Origin of the sequence: Gardnerella sp. DNF01204 (assembly GCF_049244145.1) — a bacterium.
GTDB classification, from domain to species: domain Bacteria; phylum Actinomycetota; class Actinomycetes; order Actinomycetales; family Bifidobacteriaceae; genus Bifidobacterium; species Bifidobacterium vaginale.
Window position 1 is genome coordinate 981818 of sequence record NZ_CP058379.1, and the last position, 17231, is coordinate 999048.

Here is a 17231-nt window from a genome sequence, read left to right on the forward strand (position 1 = left end):
AAAGAGTAATTGTCCATATATAGTGATGAGCTGTTAGAAACTTCAGAAAATATTAAAGATGATATTTTCTAATTGGAATAATTATCTGTAGACAGTATATAAACAGCATAAATGAATATAGGCAATTATTCATCCCTAACATAACACATGACTCTGTTGATTCAATTTTAAAATTACAATCTACGAAAGGACAATAATGCAAGATTTTGAAACAACTAAATATACGTTTGACACACAAGCCAACAGAATATTCATGGCAGAACAAACAAAACAATTACTTGATTTCGCAAAAAACTTCCCAGCACCAATAGGAGGGTCAGGATGGCTCAACACAGACGGAACACTAGATAAAACACGCGGAGTACAAACATGGATTACAGCACGAATGACTCATGTTTACTCAATAGGAGAAATGTTAGGATACAAAGAAGCGAATCAACTTGTTGAACGAGGACTCGACGGACTATTAGGTCCTTTACACGACAACGAACACGGAGGATGGTATCCACAAGTAAGTTGGAACAAAGAACCTGAAAAAGACAAAATTTGTTACACTCACGCATTCGTTATACTAGCCGCATCAAGCGCACTACTAGCAGGACATGAACGAGCAAAACAACTATTAGAAGATGCATTAAAAGTATTCGATAAGTACTTCTGGAATAATGAAATAGGTTTAACAGTAGACACATGGGATACAAGCTTCAATAAGCTTGATTCTTATCGCGGGCTTAATGCAAACATGCATACAACAGAAGCATTTCTTGCAGTAGCTGATAGCACAGGAGATGAAAAATATAGAGAACGCGCAAAGCGCATAATCAGCCACGTAATCAATTGGGCATCTAACAACAATTGGCGAATACCAGAACATTTCAACGATCAATGGCAAGCAGACTTAGAATATAATAAAGACAAAAAAGATGACCAATTTAAACCATACGGTGCAACACCAGGTCATGGAATCGAATGGTCAAGATTAATACTCCAATGGGCATACAGTTACTATAAGGAAGATTGCAAACAGCGAAGAGAAGCATTAAACGCTGCAGAAAATTTGTTTAACCAAGCATTAAAAGATGGATGGAATGCCGATGGGCAACCAGGTATCGTATACACAACAGATTGGAATGGAAAGCCTATAGTCCACGACCGTATGCATTGGACACTAGCAGAAGCCATTAATACATCATCAACGCTTTACAGAATCACTAAAAATAAGCAATATGCTACTTGGTATAAAGAATTCTGCAAATATCTAGACCACTCAGTCATTGATCATTCTAACGGTTCGTGGTTCCATCAACTCGATGATAAAAACAATGTTTTAAATACTGTATGGCCAGGAAAATCAGACACTTATCATGCTTTCCAATCCACTCTGATTCCATTTATAGATCCGACGTGTTCTATAGCAAGTGCTATATACAGAGAGCAACTTGATTAATAATAAAATATTGTTAATTTATTAATTTAATAATCCACATTGCAATTAAATCTGCAGTGTGGATTATTTCATCACATACACTCCAAATATTCCACAAATACGTATGAAAATATGAAAATAAGAAACGTTAAAAAGTAAAGTAAACAGCATTAGGACGTAAATACAATATTGATACACATTATAGAATTTGCGACTGAAGGTCTTTTCGAGCGCTTTCCATTTTAGTGATTTGACCTAAAAGAGTAAGCTTTTCTTGACCATCAGGAAGCTTACTCATACGAACTTTAAAAGCTCCGATTTTTCGCATAAAACCAACGTCTAGAAGCTTAATAAGCAGCTCGTTTGCGTACTTTTGCTCTTCTTCACTAGGAACGCGCAAAAGATCAGATGGTCCGCCTTTAGCGCTTTCGCCACTATAGTCGTAAGCAGCCGACGAGTTAAGCGAAGAAGCGCTACTTAAGCCCTTGCTTAAAGACAATGGAAGAGGCATTACAGAAAGCTCGTTAATAACACCTTCTAACATAGGGCCAGCAGCTTTAGTTATAATATGGAGCCATAATCCTTGACTTACATTTGAAGTAGGCAATCCCCCAGCTGCCACAAAAGCCTGAAAAAGCGTTCTAAAAACTGGCGTAATAAAATTATTCAAAGTCAGCTGCGCAAAAAGCTGACTGTTAAACGCTAAAGGAGATTGCATAAGAACAGCCATAAATTGCTGCTCACACATAAACACGGAATCGTCAACCTTGTAGTAACTTTGATTTTTGTACGCGCTTCTAAGCATAGCTGTTTTTATAGCAGCTTCATTCATGCTTTGAGAACGCTGATCAAATACGCGAGAATCCGCGGAAACGATAGAAGAATAGCTTTTAGAATAAGCGTCATCGTCTATAACATGCAATCGCCTTCTATTAGACTCCACTTCCCTACGCATAACGTCTAAATCAACACCAATATTTCTAACAGCTTTCCTAGTGTACAAGTCCAACAAAGACCTATCTCGAATTTGCGCAACAAGAGGAGCAACCGCCTTAACAGCACCCATCTGCCCTGTTGCAAAAGACGTGTCAAACTTACGAATAACAGTGTCGATTACAAAATCGTAAAGAGGATTAGCGCGTGCAATCAAAGAGCGAACAGCCTCATCTCCCCTTTGAATACGCAAATCACAAGGGTCTAAATTGTTATCTGCAACAGCAACAAAAGTCTGTGTTAAAAACGCTGAATCTAAGCCAAAAGCATGTAACGCAGCTTTCTGACCTGCAGCATCTCCATCGAAAGTAAAAACAATACGCGAACTAACTTTTTGACCTTCTACTTTTACAGGCCCCACAAGCTGAATCGCTCCCAAAGAATCGTCTGCAATAAGACGGCGAATAATCTTCGCATGCTCTGCACCAAAAGCCGTTCCACAAGTTGCAACAGCAGTATCTACACCAGCTAAATGGCAAGCCATAACATCCGTATAGCCTTCCACAATCACAACTTGACGCTTTTTAACAATATTCGATTTAGCAATGTCAATTCCATAAAGAACCTGCGTTTTTCTATACAACACAGTATCTGGAGTGTTAATGTACTTTGCACTAATAGAATCGTCGTCATAAAGCTTTCTAGCGCCAAAACCCAAAGTTCTGCCTGTAGAATCGCGAATAGGCCACGTTAATCTGCCGCGAAAATAATCGTAAATTCCGCGCTGACCTTGGCGTGCTAAACCTGCGTCCAATAATTCTTGACGAGTAAAACCCTTATTAGACAAATATCTAACTAGAGTATCCCAACTATTCGGCGCATATCCGCAACCAAAACGTTCACATTGCGCTTGAGTAAAATTACGTCCAGCAAGCAAACTACGAGCTGGAGCTGCTTCTTTAGAGTTGATTTGGGACACGAAAAAACGCTGAGCTTCCTCATTTGCTTCTATAAGACGAGCACGCTTAGAACCTGCGTGAGCACTATCTTTACCAGCTTGCGATTGGTCATAATGAACTTCAACGTGGTATCGATCTGCCAACAGTTCTACTGCCTCGCGAAAATCAATGTTTTCTTTTTGCTCAACATACTTAAAAACATCTCCACCAGCACCGCAACCAAAGCAATGCCAGACACCTAAGCTTGGACGAACGCTAAAACTAGGCGTTTTTTCATCGTGAAACGGGCAAAGCCCCACAAAAGTACCCGTCCCAGAAGGCTTAAGCGTAACAGTTGCAGATACAATATCGTACAAATCTGCAGCAGCGCGCACACGCTCAACGTCTTCTTTTACAATCATTCCAGCCATAATCTCTAGCTTATCGCAAGCCGAAGGCTATAGACACTCTATTCATAAAAGCGTAAAAGCGTTGATTTAGCACAAAGCGGCATGAAGAGCTGTAGCCGATCCATCTGTAAGACTTGCAACTTGATCAATCGCAACTCTTAAACGCTCGTCTTCGCTAGAGCAAGTATTCCAATCACTTATAAACACAGATTCCATAGCATCGTGCGCTCTTGGAGACTTGCTCATAAAAACTTCAACCAAATCTGTTAGAATCTTTTGCTCACGCTTATAAAACTCGCGCTCTCTAGGTTGGATTATAAAATGCACAGCCAAGCTTTTAAGAACGATTATCTCGTAAGATGTTTCTGGCGGAATAACAACATTTGCGCGGTAGCGAATCAAAGCACCGCTCCCATATTTTTCTCGAGTTGCTCTCTCAACTGAGCTTGCAAACCTGCCAATTAAAGCACTAGTAATATTCTTTAAATGCGCAAGCGACCTTCTAGAACCGTCATAAGAATCAGGGAACATGTTAAGAGCACGCAAACGCTTAAAAGCCGCCAAAAGACTATCCGCATCCCACTGGCTGCCATACCAATTATGAGCTTCTTGAACAACTTGATCCGCAACGCTTGAATCCCAAACAAGCTCCGTATTAAAAGCGCCAGTCACAATCGCGTCTTCAATATCGTGAACACTGTACGCAATATCATCGGAAAGATCCATAATCTGGCATTCCATAGGTTTTAATTCGCGAGGAGAGCCACTTTTTAGCCAATCAAAAACTTCCCTATCGTCTGGGTAAACGCAGAATTTTAGGTCACGCTCGCCTTTATCGTGCGCTTTTGCTTCATCAAAACCCCAAGGATATTTAACAGCAGCATCCAAGCTTGCACGCGTAAGATTTACTCCTGCACTAGCGCCATTTTCTCTAAAAACTTTAGGCTCTAAACGCGTTAAAAGTCTAAGAGTTTGAGCATTTCCTTCAAAACCACCAATATTGCTGGCGATTTGAGCAAGCGCGCGCTCGCCATTATGACCAAAAGGCGGATGACCTAAGTCATGAGCTAAGCAAGCGCAATCTACAACATCTGGATCCGCGCCAAGCATCGAAGCAATCTGGCGACCAATTTGCGCAACTTCCAACGTGTGCGTTAAGCGCGTACGAGCAAAATCGTCGGAGCCTGCTACAAGCACTTGGCTTTTAGCGCCGAGTCTTCTAAGCGCTGAAGAGTGGATTATTCTGGCTCTGTCTCGTTCAAACGGAGTGCGAGCGCGCGTGTGATGAGGCTCGCTAGCCCATCTCTCAGTATCGTGCAAGCTGTATTCGCCAACAACTTCGTTATCGGAAGTAATCACATCGTTACACATTAAAAACCTCTTCAACTAATCGCAAGCCGCAAATCACAAAATATTTAGATTAAGCTTTTTTCATCCAACATTTTTATGTCTTTTTTAGGCAAAACTTCGTAAGCATTCTTATACAATCGAGGAACTCTAGGGCCAATCCCAGTCATAATCTCGTAGCTTATTGTTCCTGCAGCCGCCGCCCAATCGTCTGCCGTCGGCTCCGCATATTCAATACCTCTGCCTGGCCCAAAAAGCCTGACTGTATCTCCTTCTTTAACCCCAAGCTCTTTAGCACTGCCTTTTAAGTCAACAATAAATTGATCCATGCAAACGCGCCCCGAAACATGCAAAATCCTAGCACCGTTATTAGTTTCTACGCGCACTGGTCCTCCAGGCTTATTAACATGCCGAGATCCTTGCATATCGTATCCGCTAGCGGCGCGCAAAATGCCATCCGCATAGCCGAGTGGAACGATTGCTGTGCTTGTATTGTCTGGCGTTAAATACGTGCGGCCGTACGAAATGCCGTGACCTGCTTCTACAGATTTAACTGTTCCTAATTGCGCTTGTAAAGTCATAGCTGGACGCAAGTCGTAAGTTTGAGGCACTCCCATAACGGGGTCTGGCTCGTATCCGTACAATCCAATTCCTGGGCGAACAAGCTCAAATCGTATCTCTGGTCTGTTAAGAGTTGCAGCCGTATTAGCCAAATGTCGGATTTTAGGCTCCAAACCAGCTTCGCGCATTCTGCGAGTAAAATCGTGGAATTGCTCAATTTGCCTATCTGTAGATGCCACAAACTCTGGAACGTCTGGGCAATCAGCAACAGCCAAGTGACTCCATTGCCCAATAACTTCGATTAATCCCTGGCTAGAATATTCACTAAGTTTTTCTAAAGCATCACTAAAGCCTGCAGGCGTAAAACCGTTTCTGCCAAATCCTGTATCTACCTTAACGTGTACGCGCGCGGTAGTGCAAACCGATTTAGCAGCGAGCGCAACAGCATCAATTGAATCAAGCGAGCCAACAGAAATATCAATATCCGCGTTTATTAAATCAGCAAAAAGAGACGTTGGAGCGCTGGTGAGCCACGTAAGAATACGGCATCTGCTTGAATCAATTCCACACGCGCGAAGTCGCAAAGCCTCGTAAGGCTGAGCTGTGCCAAGCCAAGTTGCTCCTCCTGCTAGAGCTGCAAGCGCACTAGGAATAAGCCCGTGACCATAAGCGTCTGCTTTAACAACTCCCATAACCGCTGGCGACTTTTGCCCAGGCTGCAAATCTTTAGAAACACGCTCAATCAGCGTTCGCATATTATCCCTGAGCGCTTTTAAATCAACGATTACCTGACCCGGGTATGTACTTAAGGCGCGAGCGTAGTTTTCTTGCAAAATCGCTTGTATACTCGAATTTTTACACATATCTCACGCCTTTACTTTTAGTTTTTAGCTTTATGTTTAATTTTTACTTTTATATTTATTTTTTGTCTACTATATCTGCAACTAATTTTGACTTACATTTTAATACTGCAAATACAGCAAATACCGCTAATACCGTATTACATGATTATGCGAGCGCAACCATTGATACGCGATTCTAGTTGCACTATGCGCGCGATCTGGAATCACAACAAGACCACACTTGCTAAAGCCTTCTCGCAAAATAACTTTTTGCATAATCAAGTTGTCGGGATGAGTGTCGATTCTAACATTAGAGTAGTTGAGCTTAGCCCATTTTAAACACTCTCTTGCCATTTTTGGCTTGACTCCCGAAGATGCAAGTCGATGGATTGTAACGTATGGCAAAACGTCATCTAGCCACGCTCCGTCAATCTTTGCGTAGACTTCATCAAGGCCCTCGCACAGTGCAAATTGCGCCAAAATGCGCTCATTGCCAAAATCTGGGTCCGTGTCTACAAGAAGATTAAAACGGTTCAAACGAATATCTTCTATAACACTAGATGTTAGAGGAAAACGATCTCCCCATTGATGAGGATTGCCATTATTTGCCATAAATACTCTTGCTCTCTCATAAATATTTTCAATATCTTTTAGATCGCTAAGAGATGCTTTCCTCAATCTTATTTCACACATACACCCCCCTATGCTTAGAATATGGCGATTCTACAGTATTACACAAACGAACGCAACAAGTCACACAATCTTACGCTCAAAAGGATCGGAGCTAATGCCCTTGTCTAAAATATCTTTGCACCATTGACGCGCTCCAAACAAACTATGATCGCGGTAGTTTCCGCAAGACTCAATAGTTGTAGCTGGAACATCTTCCCAAGTAGCTTTGTACGCAATAAATTCAAGCGATTCCTTCAACGCGCGCGCAACATCTTCCGTGCTATGAGTGCCCCAAGTTAAAAGGTGGAATCCTGTACGGCAACCAAATGGAGAGCAATCAATGTAACCTTCAATGCGCTGACGCAAAAGAACAGCAATCGTATGCTCAATCGTATGCAAAGCGCCCGTAGGAATAGCCTCTTGGTTAGGCTGAGTTAAGCGAATATCGTAATTAGAAATAACGTCTCCATTCGGACCTTTTTGAGTGTCAATATAGCGAACATATGGAGCTTTAACTTTAGTGTGATCAAGCTCAAAGCTTTCTGGACGAGGAGTCGGCTGATTGTTTTGATTTTCGCTCATTTTATCTTTCCTAACTTGTAATACATGCGCAAAATGTATGCGTAAATATGCATAAATAACGATTACTAAATAATATTAGACGCTATTCTTGCCAAACACACATAAACGCGAATTTAAAAAATATTTTTTATTGACTTACAAAGCTTATTACTTACAAACTTGCAAGACTTACCGATACAGACTTACAAAGTAGCAGCATCAATAAGTTCACGCGTGTAGCTATGTTTTGGATTAGTTAAAATTTGACTTACATTCCCAGATTCAACAACAACGCCATCTTTTAGAACAACAACACTAGACGCCAAATGCTGAATCATACCAAGATCGTGGCTAACGAATATGCACGCCATATTAGGGCGATTTGCACGAATCACATTAAAAGCATCTAAAATTCTTGTGCGCTCAGCAACATCGATTGCGCTCATTGGCTCATCTGCAACCAAAACTCTAGGATTATTGATTAGCGCGCGCGCAATCGCAACGCATTGAGCTTGTCCGCCAGAAAGCTCGCAAGGGTATCTTTTGCTAAAAACATTAGGATTTAATCCAACTAAATTCAAAACATCATCTACTTTAGAATCAATAACATGTGAATCAATAACATGTGAATCAACAGTATTTGAATCAACAGTATTTGAATCAGAACTCATGTTTTTACGCCATATTTCAAGCGGCTCAGAAACACTTTTTCTAACTGTCCAACGCGGGTCCAAAGCTGCAAAAGGATGCTGAAATACAAGCGAACATTGTCTTCTCATATTTACGTAAGCAGAATCTTTTAAACTTGATTTTTTAGCATTTTTAGCAGTTTCAACAACTTTGCCGCAATACTCTATTTTTCCTTCGCTTATTTCTTGCAATCCAAGCAAAGAACGAATCAAAGTTGTTTTACCACTTCCAGATCCGCCAATTAGCGCTAAAGATTCGCCAACTCTAAGATTAAAATCAACTCCTTTTAATGCTTCAACGCGCGTCTTTGAACTTCCTAAAACAACGTGAACGTTTTTAGCTTTAAAAATGCAATCATCTTTAGAAGAATCATTCTTATTTAAATCGCTTTTACAGTCAAGGCTTAGATCATTATTATCTAAACTTAAATCATTTTTACTAAGACTTAAAGCGCGCGCCGCAAGAACAAGCTGTTTAGTAGAGCGCACCTTAGGATTTTCTAGCAATTCACCAACACGCGCACTATCGACTAATCGCCCAGAATCCAAAACATAGCAACGAGTAGCAGCGCGAGAAAGTACCGAAAAATCGTGAGTAACAAAAAGCATTGAAGCGCCCATATTATCAACTAAAGAAGTGAGCATATTTACAACATCTTTTTGCGTAACAGAATCAAGAGCAGTAGTCGGCTCGTCTGCAAGAATCAACTTAGGGCAAGTTATAAGCGCTGTAGCAATTCCAACTCGTTGCATTTGCCCGCCCGAAAGCTCAAAAGTGCGCTTATTCAAAATATTCGCGCCTAAACCAACTTTTTCAAGCATAACTTTAACGCGATTTTGAATATCGTCTTCGTCTAAATTGTAATGAAGCCTAAGAGGTAATGCGATTTGCTCGCTAACACTCATAACGGGGTTAAGAGCACGATCCGCCTGCTGAAAAACAACGCCAACATACTTGCCACGAATGTTTGCAAGCGCAGAATCGTTAGCGCCAACAGTTTGGGCATTGCCAACATGGCAAGAGCCAGTGATTTTGCAATTAGACGGAACTAGGCCAATCGCAGCTCTTAAAAGCATTGATTTACCAGAGCCAGAAGATCCAACTAACCCAACGCGCTCACCATCTTTAACGTTAAGTGAAACATCACTTAAAATGCGCGAAGATCCAATGCTAAGAGATAATCCTTTTATATCAAGACTCATTCTTAGACTCCCTATTTGCTGGATTTGTAACACTTCTTAAAACATCGCCAAAAAGATTAAGAGCCAAAACTGTTAAAGTAACAACAAGACCAGGCCAGAGAGCCGCAAGCGGATAAACGTGAATCAAAGTAACCGAAGTAGAAAGAACACGACCCCAGCTCGGCACTCCCGAAGGAACACCAACACCTAGATAAGTCAATCCGCTTTCCGCTAAAATAACAGTTCCTGCAGAAAGCGAAAGCTGAACGGAAGCAATTGGCAAAATATTAGGAAGAACATGCTTTAGTAGAACGTAACTTCTGCTAGCGCCATTAGAAATCGCGCAATCAACATAGTTAGACTTAAGAACAAGAACAGCACTTGGACGTAAAATACGCGCGAGATTTAAGCCGTAGCCGAATCCGCATGCAAGCATGATTACAAGAACGGACGCTCCAAGAGGCACAGCAAGCATAAGCGCAATCAAAACCGTTGGAATAGAAATTAAAGCATCTACTGCCATAATGCTTACGGAACGAATTTTTTGAACACGGCAAATCGTAAAGCTTAAAATCACAAACCCAACAACGCTTGCAATCACAATTGTTGAAATAACAAGCAAAATCTCTACTCTAGAACCAGCCATAAGCCAACTAAGCATATCTGCACCCGTGCCATCTGTGCCAAGCCAATGCTTTAGCGAAGGCTTTTGCCATACCTGGTATCCGTTTGTTTCTAGAAGAGAATAAGGCGTCCACACAAAAGAAAGCGCAGCTACAAAAATCCACAAGCACAAAACAATACAAACAAATTTTCCAATAATTCCGCACCAAATGCGGCTTAAAAACTTAATCATTGCTTGAATCACTCCCCACTTGAATCTTGGCTAAGTCTTGAATCCAACAAACGATGCAACACGTCAATCGCAAACCCAACAAGCAAGAACAATGCAGAAAGCATAAAAAGATTGCCTTGAACAGATATAAGATCTCGCAAACCAACATCGCGCACAAGACCCATACCCATTCCAGGAAGCGAAAACAGATTTTCAATAACCATTACGCCCATAATCATGTGCGCAAAAGTCAAGCCGATTACAGACACAAGCTGCGGCAACGCTAATCGCAAGCCAACGCGCCAAATCATTTGCTTTTTAGTCATTCCACAAGCCATAGTCTGCAAAGCAATATCGCTATTAGAAATCTGTTCTAACGATGCTGCAGTGTAACGCATAAAACCAGATCCAACAATAATGCCAACTGTTAGCGCTGGAAGAATCAAAGACAAAAACGCACTACCAAAATCACGCCAACCATCTGTTGGAAAACCTTGAGTAGGGAAAAGCTCCACCAAACCAATACCCTTGCCAAAAATCATGATTAAAATCATTCCACCCCAAAGAGCTGGAACAGCTCCTGCTGTAATAGCACAAAACCTTGCGACTACTTGCGAAGCCTTGCCAGAATGCAAAACTTGCAAACATCCAAGAGGAATACCAATTGCGAGCGCAATTAAAAGTCCAAGGAAAATAAGTGGAAAAGTTATACTAGCACGCATAGCAATAGTGGATGCAACGGAGCGACCAGTGAGCATTGAAACACCAAAGTCGCCTCTAAAAACGCCAAAAATCCACTCTAAATATTGAACAAAAAGGGGCTTGTTTAATCCTAAATCGCGTCTTAATTGCTCAACTTTTCCATCTGGCGCGTTTAAGCCAGCCATAACTTGAGCAACGTCTCCAGGTAAAACTCTAAGAGCAAGAAATACGATTGCAGAAATAAATAGCAGCGCTACAAAAAACAACGTGATGCGTCGAAGAATCATGCGCTTCATACAAACCCCTTACTTAATCTAGTGTTCCGAGAATTTCCGCATTAACTCCGCTTTTTGTAGCTCTATGCACCATCTTGAGCTACAAAACCCGTCAACTATCTCCGCACTTTGTAGTCCAACACGCCGTAAATCAGCAACATTCTCGGGAGAATTTAGAGCAAATCAGCTAAGTCGCAAGTTGTATAGCGGCAAAAGAACTTGATTAATATCAAAAGGCATGCCTTCAAGATTCTTTACCTTAGCTGTAACAACCTTATAATTAAGCAACCAATCTGCAGGAGCATCCTTGCTAACAATTCTCGCAGCCTTGGCAAGAAGCTTATTAGACTCCTTAGTATTCGCGCAAAGCATTGCCTTAGCATACAAATCCTGAACCTGCTTATTGTTGTAACCATAGTAATATTTAGGATCTGCCCACTGGCCAAAATCATGGCTTTCATTGTGATCTACCATAGACAAATCGTAGTTTTTATTGTTATAAACGTCGTGAAGCCAAGTAGTAAATTCTACAATGTTTACCTTCAGATCAATGCCAATCTTCTTTAGCTGAGACCTCAACTGGTCACCAAGTTGCGTTCCATAAATATTCGGGTATGTAAGCGAAAGATGCAAAGGATTTGATTCGCTGAAACCAGCCTCCTTCATCAATGACTTAGCGCGCTTAACATCATGAGTGTAAATATTAGTCAAATCCTCATAACCTGGGTCAAGAGAAGGAATCGGTCCGCCAAGCAAAGCATCCGTACCGCCGCGTGAAGCAATAATCTGCTTATGGTCAATAGCATATCGAATCGCTTGGCGCACGCGCTTATCTTTAGTCCGCTCACCATTCATGTTCATAGCAAGCACAAATTTATCGGTACTATTTCCAGCTTTAACAACATAGCGCTTTGCATCCGCTTTAAAAGTCTTAGCAAGCTGACCTGAAATAGGCGCCAAAGCTTGAACAGCTCCAGAAGAAAGCGCATCTACAGCAGCAACATCATCCACAAAATAGCGAACAACAACTTTTGATGTTCTAGGCTTATTAATACCCTTGTAGCACGGATTTGCCTTTAACACAACACGGTCATTCGGCACAAACTTTTCTACCAAATACGGGCCAGATCCAACAGCTTGAGTTTTAGCATCATAATTCGCAAGCTTATCGAAGACTAAGCCAGCTCTAGAGCACAACGCCCACAAAAGCTTTGCGTTTGGCTCTTTAAGCTTGATTTCAAACGTGTAATCATCTTTAGCTTTAGCGGATTCAACTTTTCCAACCATGTTTGATCCGCGATATTTCTTTGCAACAAGCTCGTTAAAAGACCACTCAGCATCTTTTGCAGTAAGCCTGTGCTTGTTAGAAAACACGACTCCCTTACGCATGTGGAACGTGTACTTTAAGCCATCTTTGCTTATTTCCCAACTCTTTGCAAGGGATGGAACAACCTGATTTTTAGTATTTCTAGCTACAAGACCTTCATACACGTTTCCAATCAATAACTGTTCCAAGGAAGAGCCAGATTGATTGCGAATATCGAGATTTGTAGGAGCAAGTTTTAATCCGATTGACACAGTTTTATTTGATACTTGTGTAGAAGATGTTTGACTTGCGGGATTTTTTTGTGGACCTGTAAACGTTGCAATAATAGCGCTAACCACTGCAATTACTACGATTGCTACAGAAACAAGCCAGAATTTTCCTAAACCACGCTTATTAGTTTTATATCCCCTTTTAGACGCAGCGTTAAGCGAAGCATCTGTACTAGAACTAAATTGCGATTGCTCTGCGTTTTCTTGCCCATAGAATTTATCGGTCGCGTCGTTATTGTACGCGCCATCTTTGGGTTCTTTGTTATCCATTCAACAAACCTTTCTGGATTGTAATTAGATACATTATTTATATTTAATTTATATTTATTCTGTTTTACAGCTCGTCGCTTTATCTAGCTGCAACTTTCGCAACCATAAAGTCAACGGCAAACACAATCGTATCCGATTCACAAGTCAAACGAAGATGCGGTGAGTCTAAACAACACATTGCATATTTGCATGATTTTTCAGATATTTTAAGCCTATTTTATTACCATATATCCTACGAATGTGGTTAAATGCCAACAGACGTAAACTTGCAAACGTGCGCAAAATCCTAAAAAGATTAGAATCACGCTAGCTTGCATATTAACAAAATACATACGTTTAATAGATGCATGAAAATGTGTAGTATAACAATGTACAACATAAAAATGCGTTTAATAGGTTTAGTAAAAAGCGAGGAATAATGGCAGAGAACTTGAATACTACGGTAACAGTAAACGAATCCTCGGATCCGCAAAATAACGGCAGCCAAGACCGCACTGCTCTAAATCGCCAGCTTGCACAAATGCTTAAGGGCGGCGTGATTATGGATGTTACTACTCCGGAGCAGGCGCGAATTGCTGAAGATTCTGGAGCTTGCGCTGTAATGGCGTTGGAGCGTATTCCTGCCGATATTCGCGCGGCTGGCGGAGTTTCTAGAATGAGCGACCCAGCTATGATTCACGGCATTCAAGAAGCTGTGTCTATTCCTGTTATGGCAAAATGCCGTATTGGTCACTTTGTTGAAGCGCAGGTGCTTGAGGCTATTGAGATTGATTACATTGACGAAAGCGAAGTGCTTAGCCCAGCAGACGACGTTTACCACATTAACAAGCGCGATTTTGCAGTTCCATTTGTTTGCGGTGCAAAAGATTTGGGAGAAGCTTTGCGCAGGATTAACGAGGGTGCTTCCATGATTCGCACAAAGGGCGAGCCTGGAACTGGAGATGTTATTCAAGCTGTGCGCCACATGCGCATGATGAATTCCGCAATACGCAAGCTTACAAGCATGCGCGAAGATGAGCTTTTTGAGGAAGCTAAGACTTTGCGCGTGCCTTTCGATCTTGTAAAGTACGTTGCACAAAACGGCAAACTTCCTGTTGTAAACTTTGCAGCTGGCGGTGTTGCAACCCCTGCAGACGCTGCTTTAATGATGCAGCTTGGTGCAGAAGGCGTTTTTGTTGGCTCTGGCATCTTTAAGTCTGGAGATCCAGCAAAGCGCGCTGCTGCAATAGTTAAGGCTGTGACTAATTACAAAGACGCTAAAATGATTGCTAAGCTTTCCGAGAATTTGGGCGAAGCGATGGTTGGTATTAACGAGCAGGAAATCAAGCTTTTAATGGCAAATCGCGGCGAGTAATTGAGGCGAATTATTTTGGCAAACTCACCTATCAATACAAATAATTGCTCGCATACTGTAGCAGTTTTAGCTGTTCAAGGTGCTTTTCTTGAACATCGCTTAATGCTTGAAAAATTAGGCGCACACGTTATTGAGCTTCGTCAAGCGCGCGACTTGGAGCAGTCTTTTGACCGCCTTGTTTTACCGGGCGGCGAAAGCACTGTGCAATCGAAGCTTCTCAAAGAGCAAAATATGCTCGAGCCTTTGCGTGAGAGGATTGCAAGCGGAATGCCAGTTCTTGGCACTTGTGCAGGCTTGATTTTGCTTGCAAAAAACGTGGAAGGTAACGAAGTTAGCGGATTTGGCACGCTAGACGTTACAGTTAAGCGCAACGCTTACGGCCGCCAGCTTGGAAGCTTCCACTACGAATCTGAGTTTGGAAATCTTGGCAAAGTGCCGATGACATTTATTCGCGCGCCTTATATTGTGCAAGTCGGGTCGAATGCAGAAACTCTTGCAACTGTAGATGGCAACGTTGTTGCCGCGCGCCAAGGAAATCAAATCGGAACAGCTTTCCACCCAGAGCTTGATGAAGACACTAGAATACACCAGCTTTTCTTAAGCTTATAGATATCTTGCGTTTGTAAATTAAAGTGGCACTTAAATAACTTGATTAAGTGCCACTTTTATTGATTAAATCGCCAGTAAAATCGCTAATAAATCGCTATTTTACTTCAAAAATCGCGTATCCAAAAGCTCCAAGAGATTGATTTTGAGCATCATAATTGTAGCTAATAATCGGCTTACAATCAGGCAAAGCACTAAACGAATCGTTAGATTCATTAAACGCATTTAAAGCTACAACAACACGCTTAGAGTCAGTTTCTCGCGCAAACACAAACTTTCCGCGCTCATCATAGTCAAGAACTCTAAAATTACCATGAATAAAGCAATCGTTATTTTTACGCAATTTTATAAGTTCGCGGAATAAATCACGATTATCGCTGACAGGATTTGACCAAGGCATAGGCGCTCGATAATCACACTCTTCAAAACCAATTACACCAAGCTCATCACCATAGAACACGCTTGGGGCTCCAACAGATGTAAGCAAACAAAGCTCAGCCAAGCGGAATCGCTTATCTGCCGTAGAAAAGTCGCAAGCTTCCGAAGAGCTTTGAGCACACAAGCTTCTAAAGCGACTAACGTCATGGCTATCAAGCAAATTCAATTGACCCTGAACAATCGGGAATGGGTATCTTAAAAGCATATCCACAAATCGACTATTAAACTCGCGCGCATTAATCTTGCCAAAAGCAAAGAAATCGCGGCAAACTTTGCGGAACTCGTAGTTCATAGTGGAGTCAAACATGTCTCCTTGTAGCCAACGCTCAGAATTCTCCCAAATCTCAGCAATTAGCACACTATCTTTTTTAGTCTTTTTAGCAACAGAGCGGAAGGCACGCCAAAAGTCTTTATCAACTTCATTCGCAACATCCAAACGCCAACCGTCAACATCAAAATCTTCAAGCCAATAGCGGCAAACGTCCATAAAATAGTCGCGAACTTCGGGATTAGAAGTATTGAGCTTTGGCATTTTACGCTCATACGCAAAACACGTGTAGCTTGGGCGCTTACCATCTTCGGGGCGCTTAACAGGGAACTTTAATCCATAGAACCAATCCTTGTATCGCGAATTTTCGCCATTTTTAACAACATCGTCAAACGCGAAGAAATACCAACTAGAATGATTAAAAACGCCGTCAATAATTATGTGCATGCCGCGATTATGAACCTCGCTAACAAGCTCCCTAAAATCGTCGTCCGTTCCTAAATTAGGGCAAACATGGTAGTAGTCAAGAAGATCGTAACGATGGTATTCTGCAGCTTTAAAAATAGGATTTAAATACAAGCAATTAAAGCCCAAATCCTCAATATAATCAAGATTTTCGATTATTCCTCTAATGGTTCCACCTAAACGAGTGTGTAAAGTTTGGCCAGTTTTCTCATCAAAATAATCTTTTGCCTCGCAACTTATGCCACGTTTAGAATCTGCAAAACTATCTGGGAAAATGTTATAAACAACAGCCTCTTTAAGCCAATTAGGAACGTCGCTAATCTCCTCGCGGCGAATAAATGGGAACTGGTAGACTTCTGTACGATCTTCTGGAAAATCAGTCGCAATAGTATCGGCGTACAAATACAAGCGCTCATCCGCATCTTGCATCTCAAAGTAATAACAAACTCTATCTAAATCGCTGCTTATGTTTGCTTCATAGTAGTCAAAGTAATCGTCGCTTGCAATCTTTTCCATTTTCAGCGTGCAGAACTGATCTAACGGAGTCAAATCGACGCGATTTCCGTAATGCAAAACGCATGAACAAAGATTATTCTTTGCCGCACGCAAGCGAATTGTTAAACAATATTCTGCCGTAGAATACGCGTATTGTGAAAGTGGTCGGTGCAATATTGCATGACGATTTATCATTTACATTTCCTTTCTAGCCTCGCTGCCATTGTTTTCGACTTTATCACCTACTGTGCTACACCGCCACACTTTTATGCGATTTTCTAAAGCAGCAAGCACAAACAATCAAATTGAACGCAACGGACTTAGCATTAATGTAATATTGCTCTAAAGATGCGCATACTTAAGTTT

The 17231-nt window shown here is 41.5% G+C and carries 13 protein-coding genes; 3 read left to right on the forward strand and 10 right to left on the reverse strand.

The genetic code is table 11. The features are described from left to right. Positions 1-196 precede the first annotated feature (196 nt). Positions 197-1447: an AGE family epimerase/isomerase gene (locus HXT46_RS03830; RefSeq protein ID WP_101891962.1), complete on the forward strand. Its 1251-nt coding sequence runs from the start codon at positions 197-199 to the stop codon at positions 1445-1447. Positions 1448-1625: 178 nt separating this feature from the next. On the opposite strand, the gene dnaG is transcribed toward HXT46_RS03830, so the two are convergent. The 9 genes from dnaG to HXT46_RS03875 all read right to left on the reverse strand — a co-directional run bounded on the left by dnaG (position 1626) and on the right by HXT46_RS03875 (position 13239). Further along, entirely contained in the window at positions 1626-3728 is a 2103-nt protein-coding gene (gene dnaG / locus HXT46_RS03835; RefSeq protein WP_004113536.1) for a DNA primase, read from the reverse strand. A gap of 66 nt (positions 3729-3794) precedes the next feature. Further along, the gene (locus tag HXT46_RS03840; RefSeq protein ID WP_415697179.1) at positions 3795-5078 is read right to left on the reverse strand and encodes a deoxyguanosinetriphosphate triphosphohydrolase; all 1284 of its coding nucleotides are present in this window, start codon (positions 5076-5078) and stop codon (positions 3795-3797) included. A gap of 44 nt (positions 5079-5122) precedes the next feature. After that, positions 5123-6478 (reverse strand): alanine racemase, encoded by a 1356-nt coding sequence (gene alr / locus HXT46_RS03845; protein ID WP_020760364.1) that lies wholly within the window; start codon positions 6476-6478, stop codon positions 5123-5125. Positions 6479-6604: 126 nt separating this feature from the next. Continuing rightward, complete coding sequence (locus HXT46_RS03850) at positions 6605-7150, reverse strand: histone acetyltransferase (protein WP_004113529.1); 546 nt, start codon at positions 7148-7150, stop codon at positions 6605-6607. A gap of 60 nt (positions 7151-7210) precedes the next feature. Continuing rightward, entirely contained in the window at positions 7211-7711 is a 501-nt protein-coding gene (locus tag HXT46_RS03855; protein ID WP_004113527.1) for an S-ribosylhomocysteine lyase, read from the reverse strand. A gap of 182 nt (positions 7712-7893) precedes the next feature. Further along, entirely contained in the window at positions 7894-9582 is a 1689-nt protein-coding gene (locus tag HXT46_RS03860; RefSeq protein ID WP_421785658.1) for an ABC transporter ATP-binding protein, read from the reverse strand. Continuing rightward, positions 9572-10417, reverse strand: a complete 846-nt coding sequence (locus tag HXT46_RS03865) for an ABC transporter permease (RefSeq protein WP_004113523.1) — start codon at positions 10415-10417, stop codon at positions 9572-9574. Before HXT46_RS03865 ends, HXT46_RS03860 begins: the two co-directional genes overlap by 11 nt. Before the next feature lie 8 nt (positions 10418-10425). Beyond that, positions 10426-11394, reverse strand: a complete 969-nt coding sequence (locus HXT46_RS03870; protein ID WP_004113522.1) for an ABC transporter permease — start codon at positions 11392-11394, stop codon at positions 10426-10428. Positions 11395-11556: 162 nt separating this feature from the next. Further along, positions 11557-13239 (reverse strand): ABC transporter substrate-binding protein, encoded by a 1683-nt coding sequence (locus tag HXT46_RS03875; RefSeq protein ID WP_004113520.1) that lies wholly within the window; start codon positions 13237-13239, stop codon positions 11557-11559. 520 nt (positions 13240-13759) lie between these two features. Between HXT46_RS03875 and pdxS the strand changes: the two genes are divergently transcribed. Both pdxS and pdxT read left to right on the forward strand, forming a co-directional pair. Further along, the gene (pdxS, locus tag HXT46_RS03880; protein ID WP_042711222.1) at positions 13760-14593 is read left to right on the forward strand and encodes a pyridoxal 5'-phosphate synthase lyase subunit PdxS; all 834 of its coding nucleotides are present in this window, start codon (positions 13760-13762) and stop codon (positions 14591-14593) included. A 15-nt stretch (positions 14594-14608) separates the two neighbouring features. Beyond that, the gene (pdxT, locus tag HXT46_RS03885) at positions 14609-15202 is read left to right on the forward strand and encodes a pyridoxal 5'-phosphate synthase glutaminase subunit PdxT (RefSeq protein WP_004113516.1); all 594 of its coding nucleotides are present in this window, start codon (positions 14609-14611) and stop codon (positions 15200-15202) included. 94 nt (positions 15203-15296) lie between these two features. On the opposite strand, the gene HXT46_RS03890 is transcribed toward pdxT, so the two are convergent. Further along, on the reverse strand, positions 15297-17060 hold the full coding sequence (locus HXT46_RS03890; RefSeq protein WP_004117717.1) for a glycoside hydrolase family 13 protein: 1764 nt from the start codon (positions 17058-17060) through the stop codon (positions 15297-15299). Positions 17061-17231 lie beyond the last annotated feature (171 nt).

Excerpts from the sequence above, each read along its gene's own strand:
- HXT46_RS03830 (WP_101891962.1), top strand. The coding sequence starts at position 197 with ATGCAAGATTTTGAAACAACTAAATATACGTTTGACACACAAGCCAAC.
- dnaG (WP_004113536.1), bottom strand. The coding sequence starts at position 3,728 with ATGGCTGGAATGATTGTAAAAGAAGACGTTGAGCGTGTGCGCGCTGCT.
- HXT46_RS03840 (WP_415697179.1), bottom strand. The coding sequence starts at position 5,078 with ATGTGTAACGATGTGATTACTTCCGATAACGAAGTTGTTGGCGAATAC.
- alr (WP_020760364.1), bottom strand. The coding sequence starts at position 6,478 with ATGTGTAAAAATTCGAGTATACAAGCGATTTTGCAAGAAAACTACGCT.
- HXT46_RS03850 (WP_004113529.1), bottom strand. The coding sequence starts at position 7,150 with ATGTGTGAAATAAGATTGAGGAAAGCATCTCTTAGCGATCTAAAAGAT.
- HXT46_RS03855 (WP_004113527.1), bottom strand. The coding sequence starts at position 7,711 with ATGAGCGAAAATCAAAACAATCAGCCGACTCCTCGTCCAGAAAGCTTT.
- HXT46_RS03860 (WP_421785658.1), bottom strand. The coding sequence starts at position 9,582 with ATGAGTCTTGATATAAAAGGATTATCTCTTAGCATTGGATCTTCGCGC.
- HXT46_RS03865 (WP_004113523.1), bottom strand. The coding sequence starts at position 10,417 with ATGATTAAGTTTTTAAGCCGCATTTGGTGCGGAATTATTGGAAAATTT.
- HXT46_RS03870 (WP_004113522.1), bottom strand. The coding sequence starts at position 11,394 with ATGAAGCGCATGATTCTTCGACGCATCACGTTGTTTTTTGTAGCGCTG.
- HXT46_RS03875 (WP_004113520.1), bottom strand. The coding sequence starts at position 13,239 with ATGGATAACAAAGAACCCAAAGATGGCGCGTACAATAACGACGCGACC.
- pdxS (WP_042711222.1), top strand. The coding sequence starts at position 13,760 with ATGCTTAAGGGCGGCGTGATTATGGATGTTACTACTCCGGAGCAGGCG.
- HXT46_RS03890 (WP_004117717.1), bottom strand. The coding sequence starts at position 17,060 with ATGATAAATCGTCATGCAATATTGCACCGACCACTTTCACAATACGCG.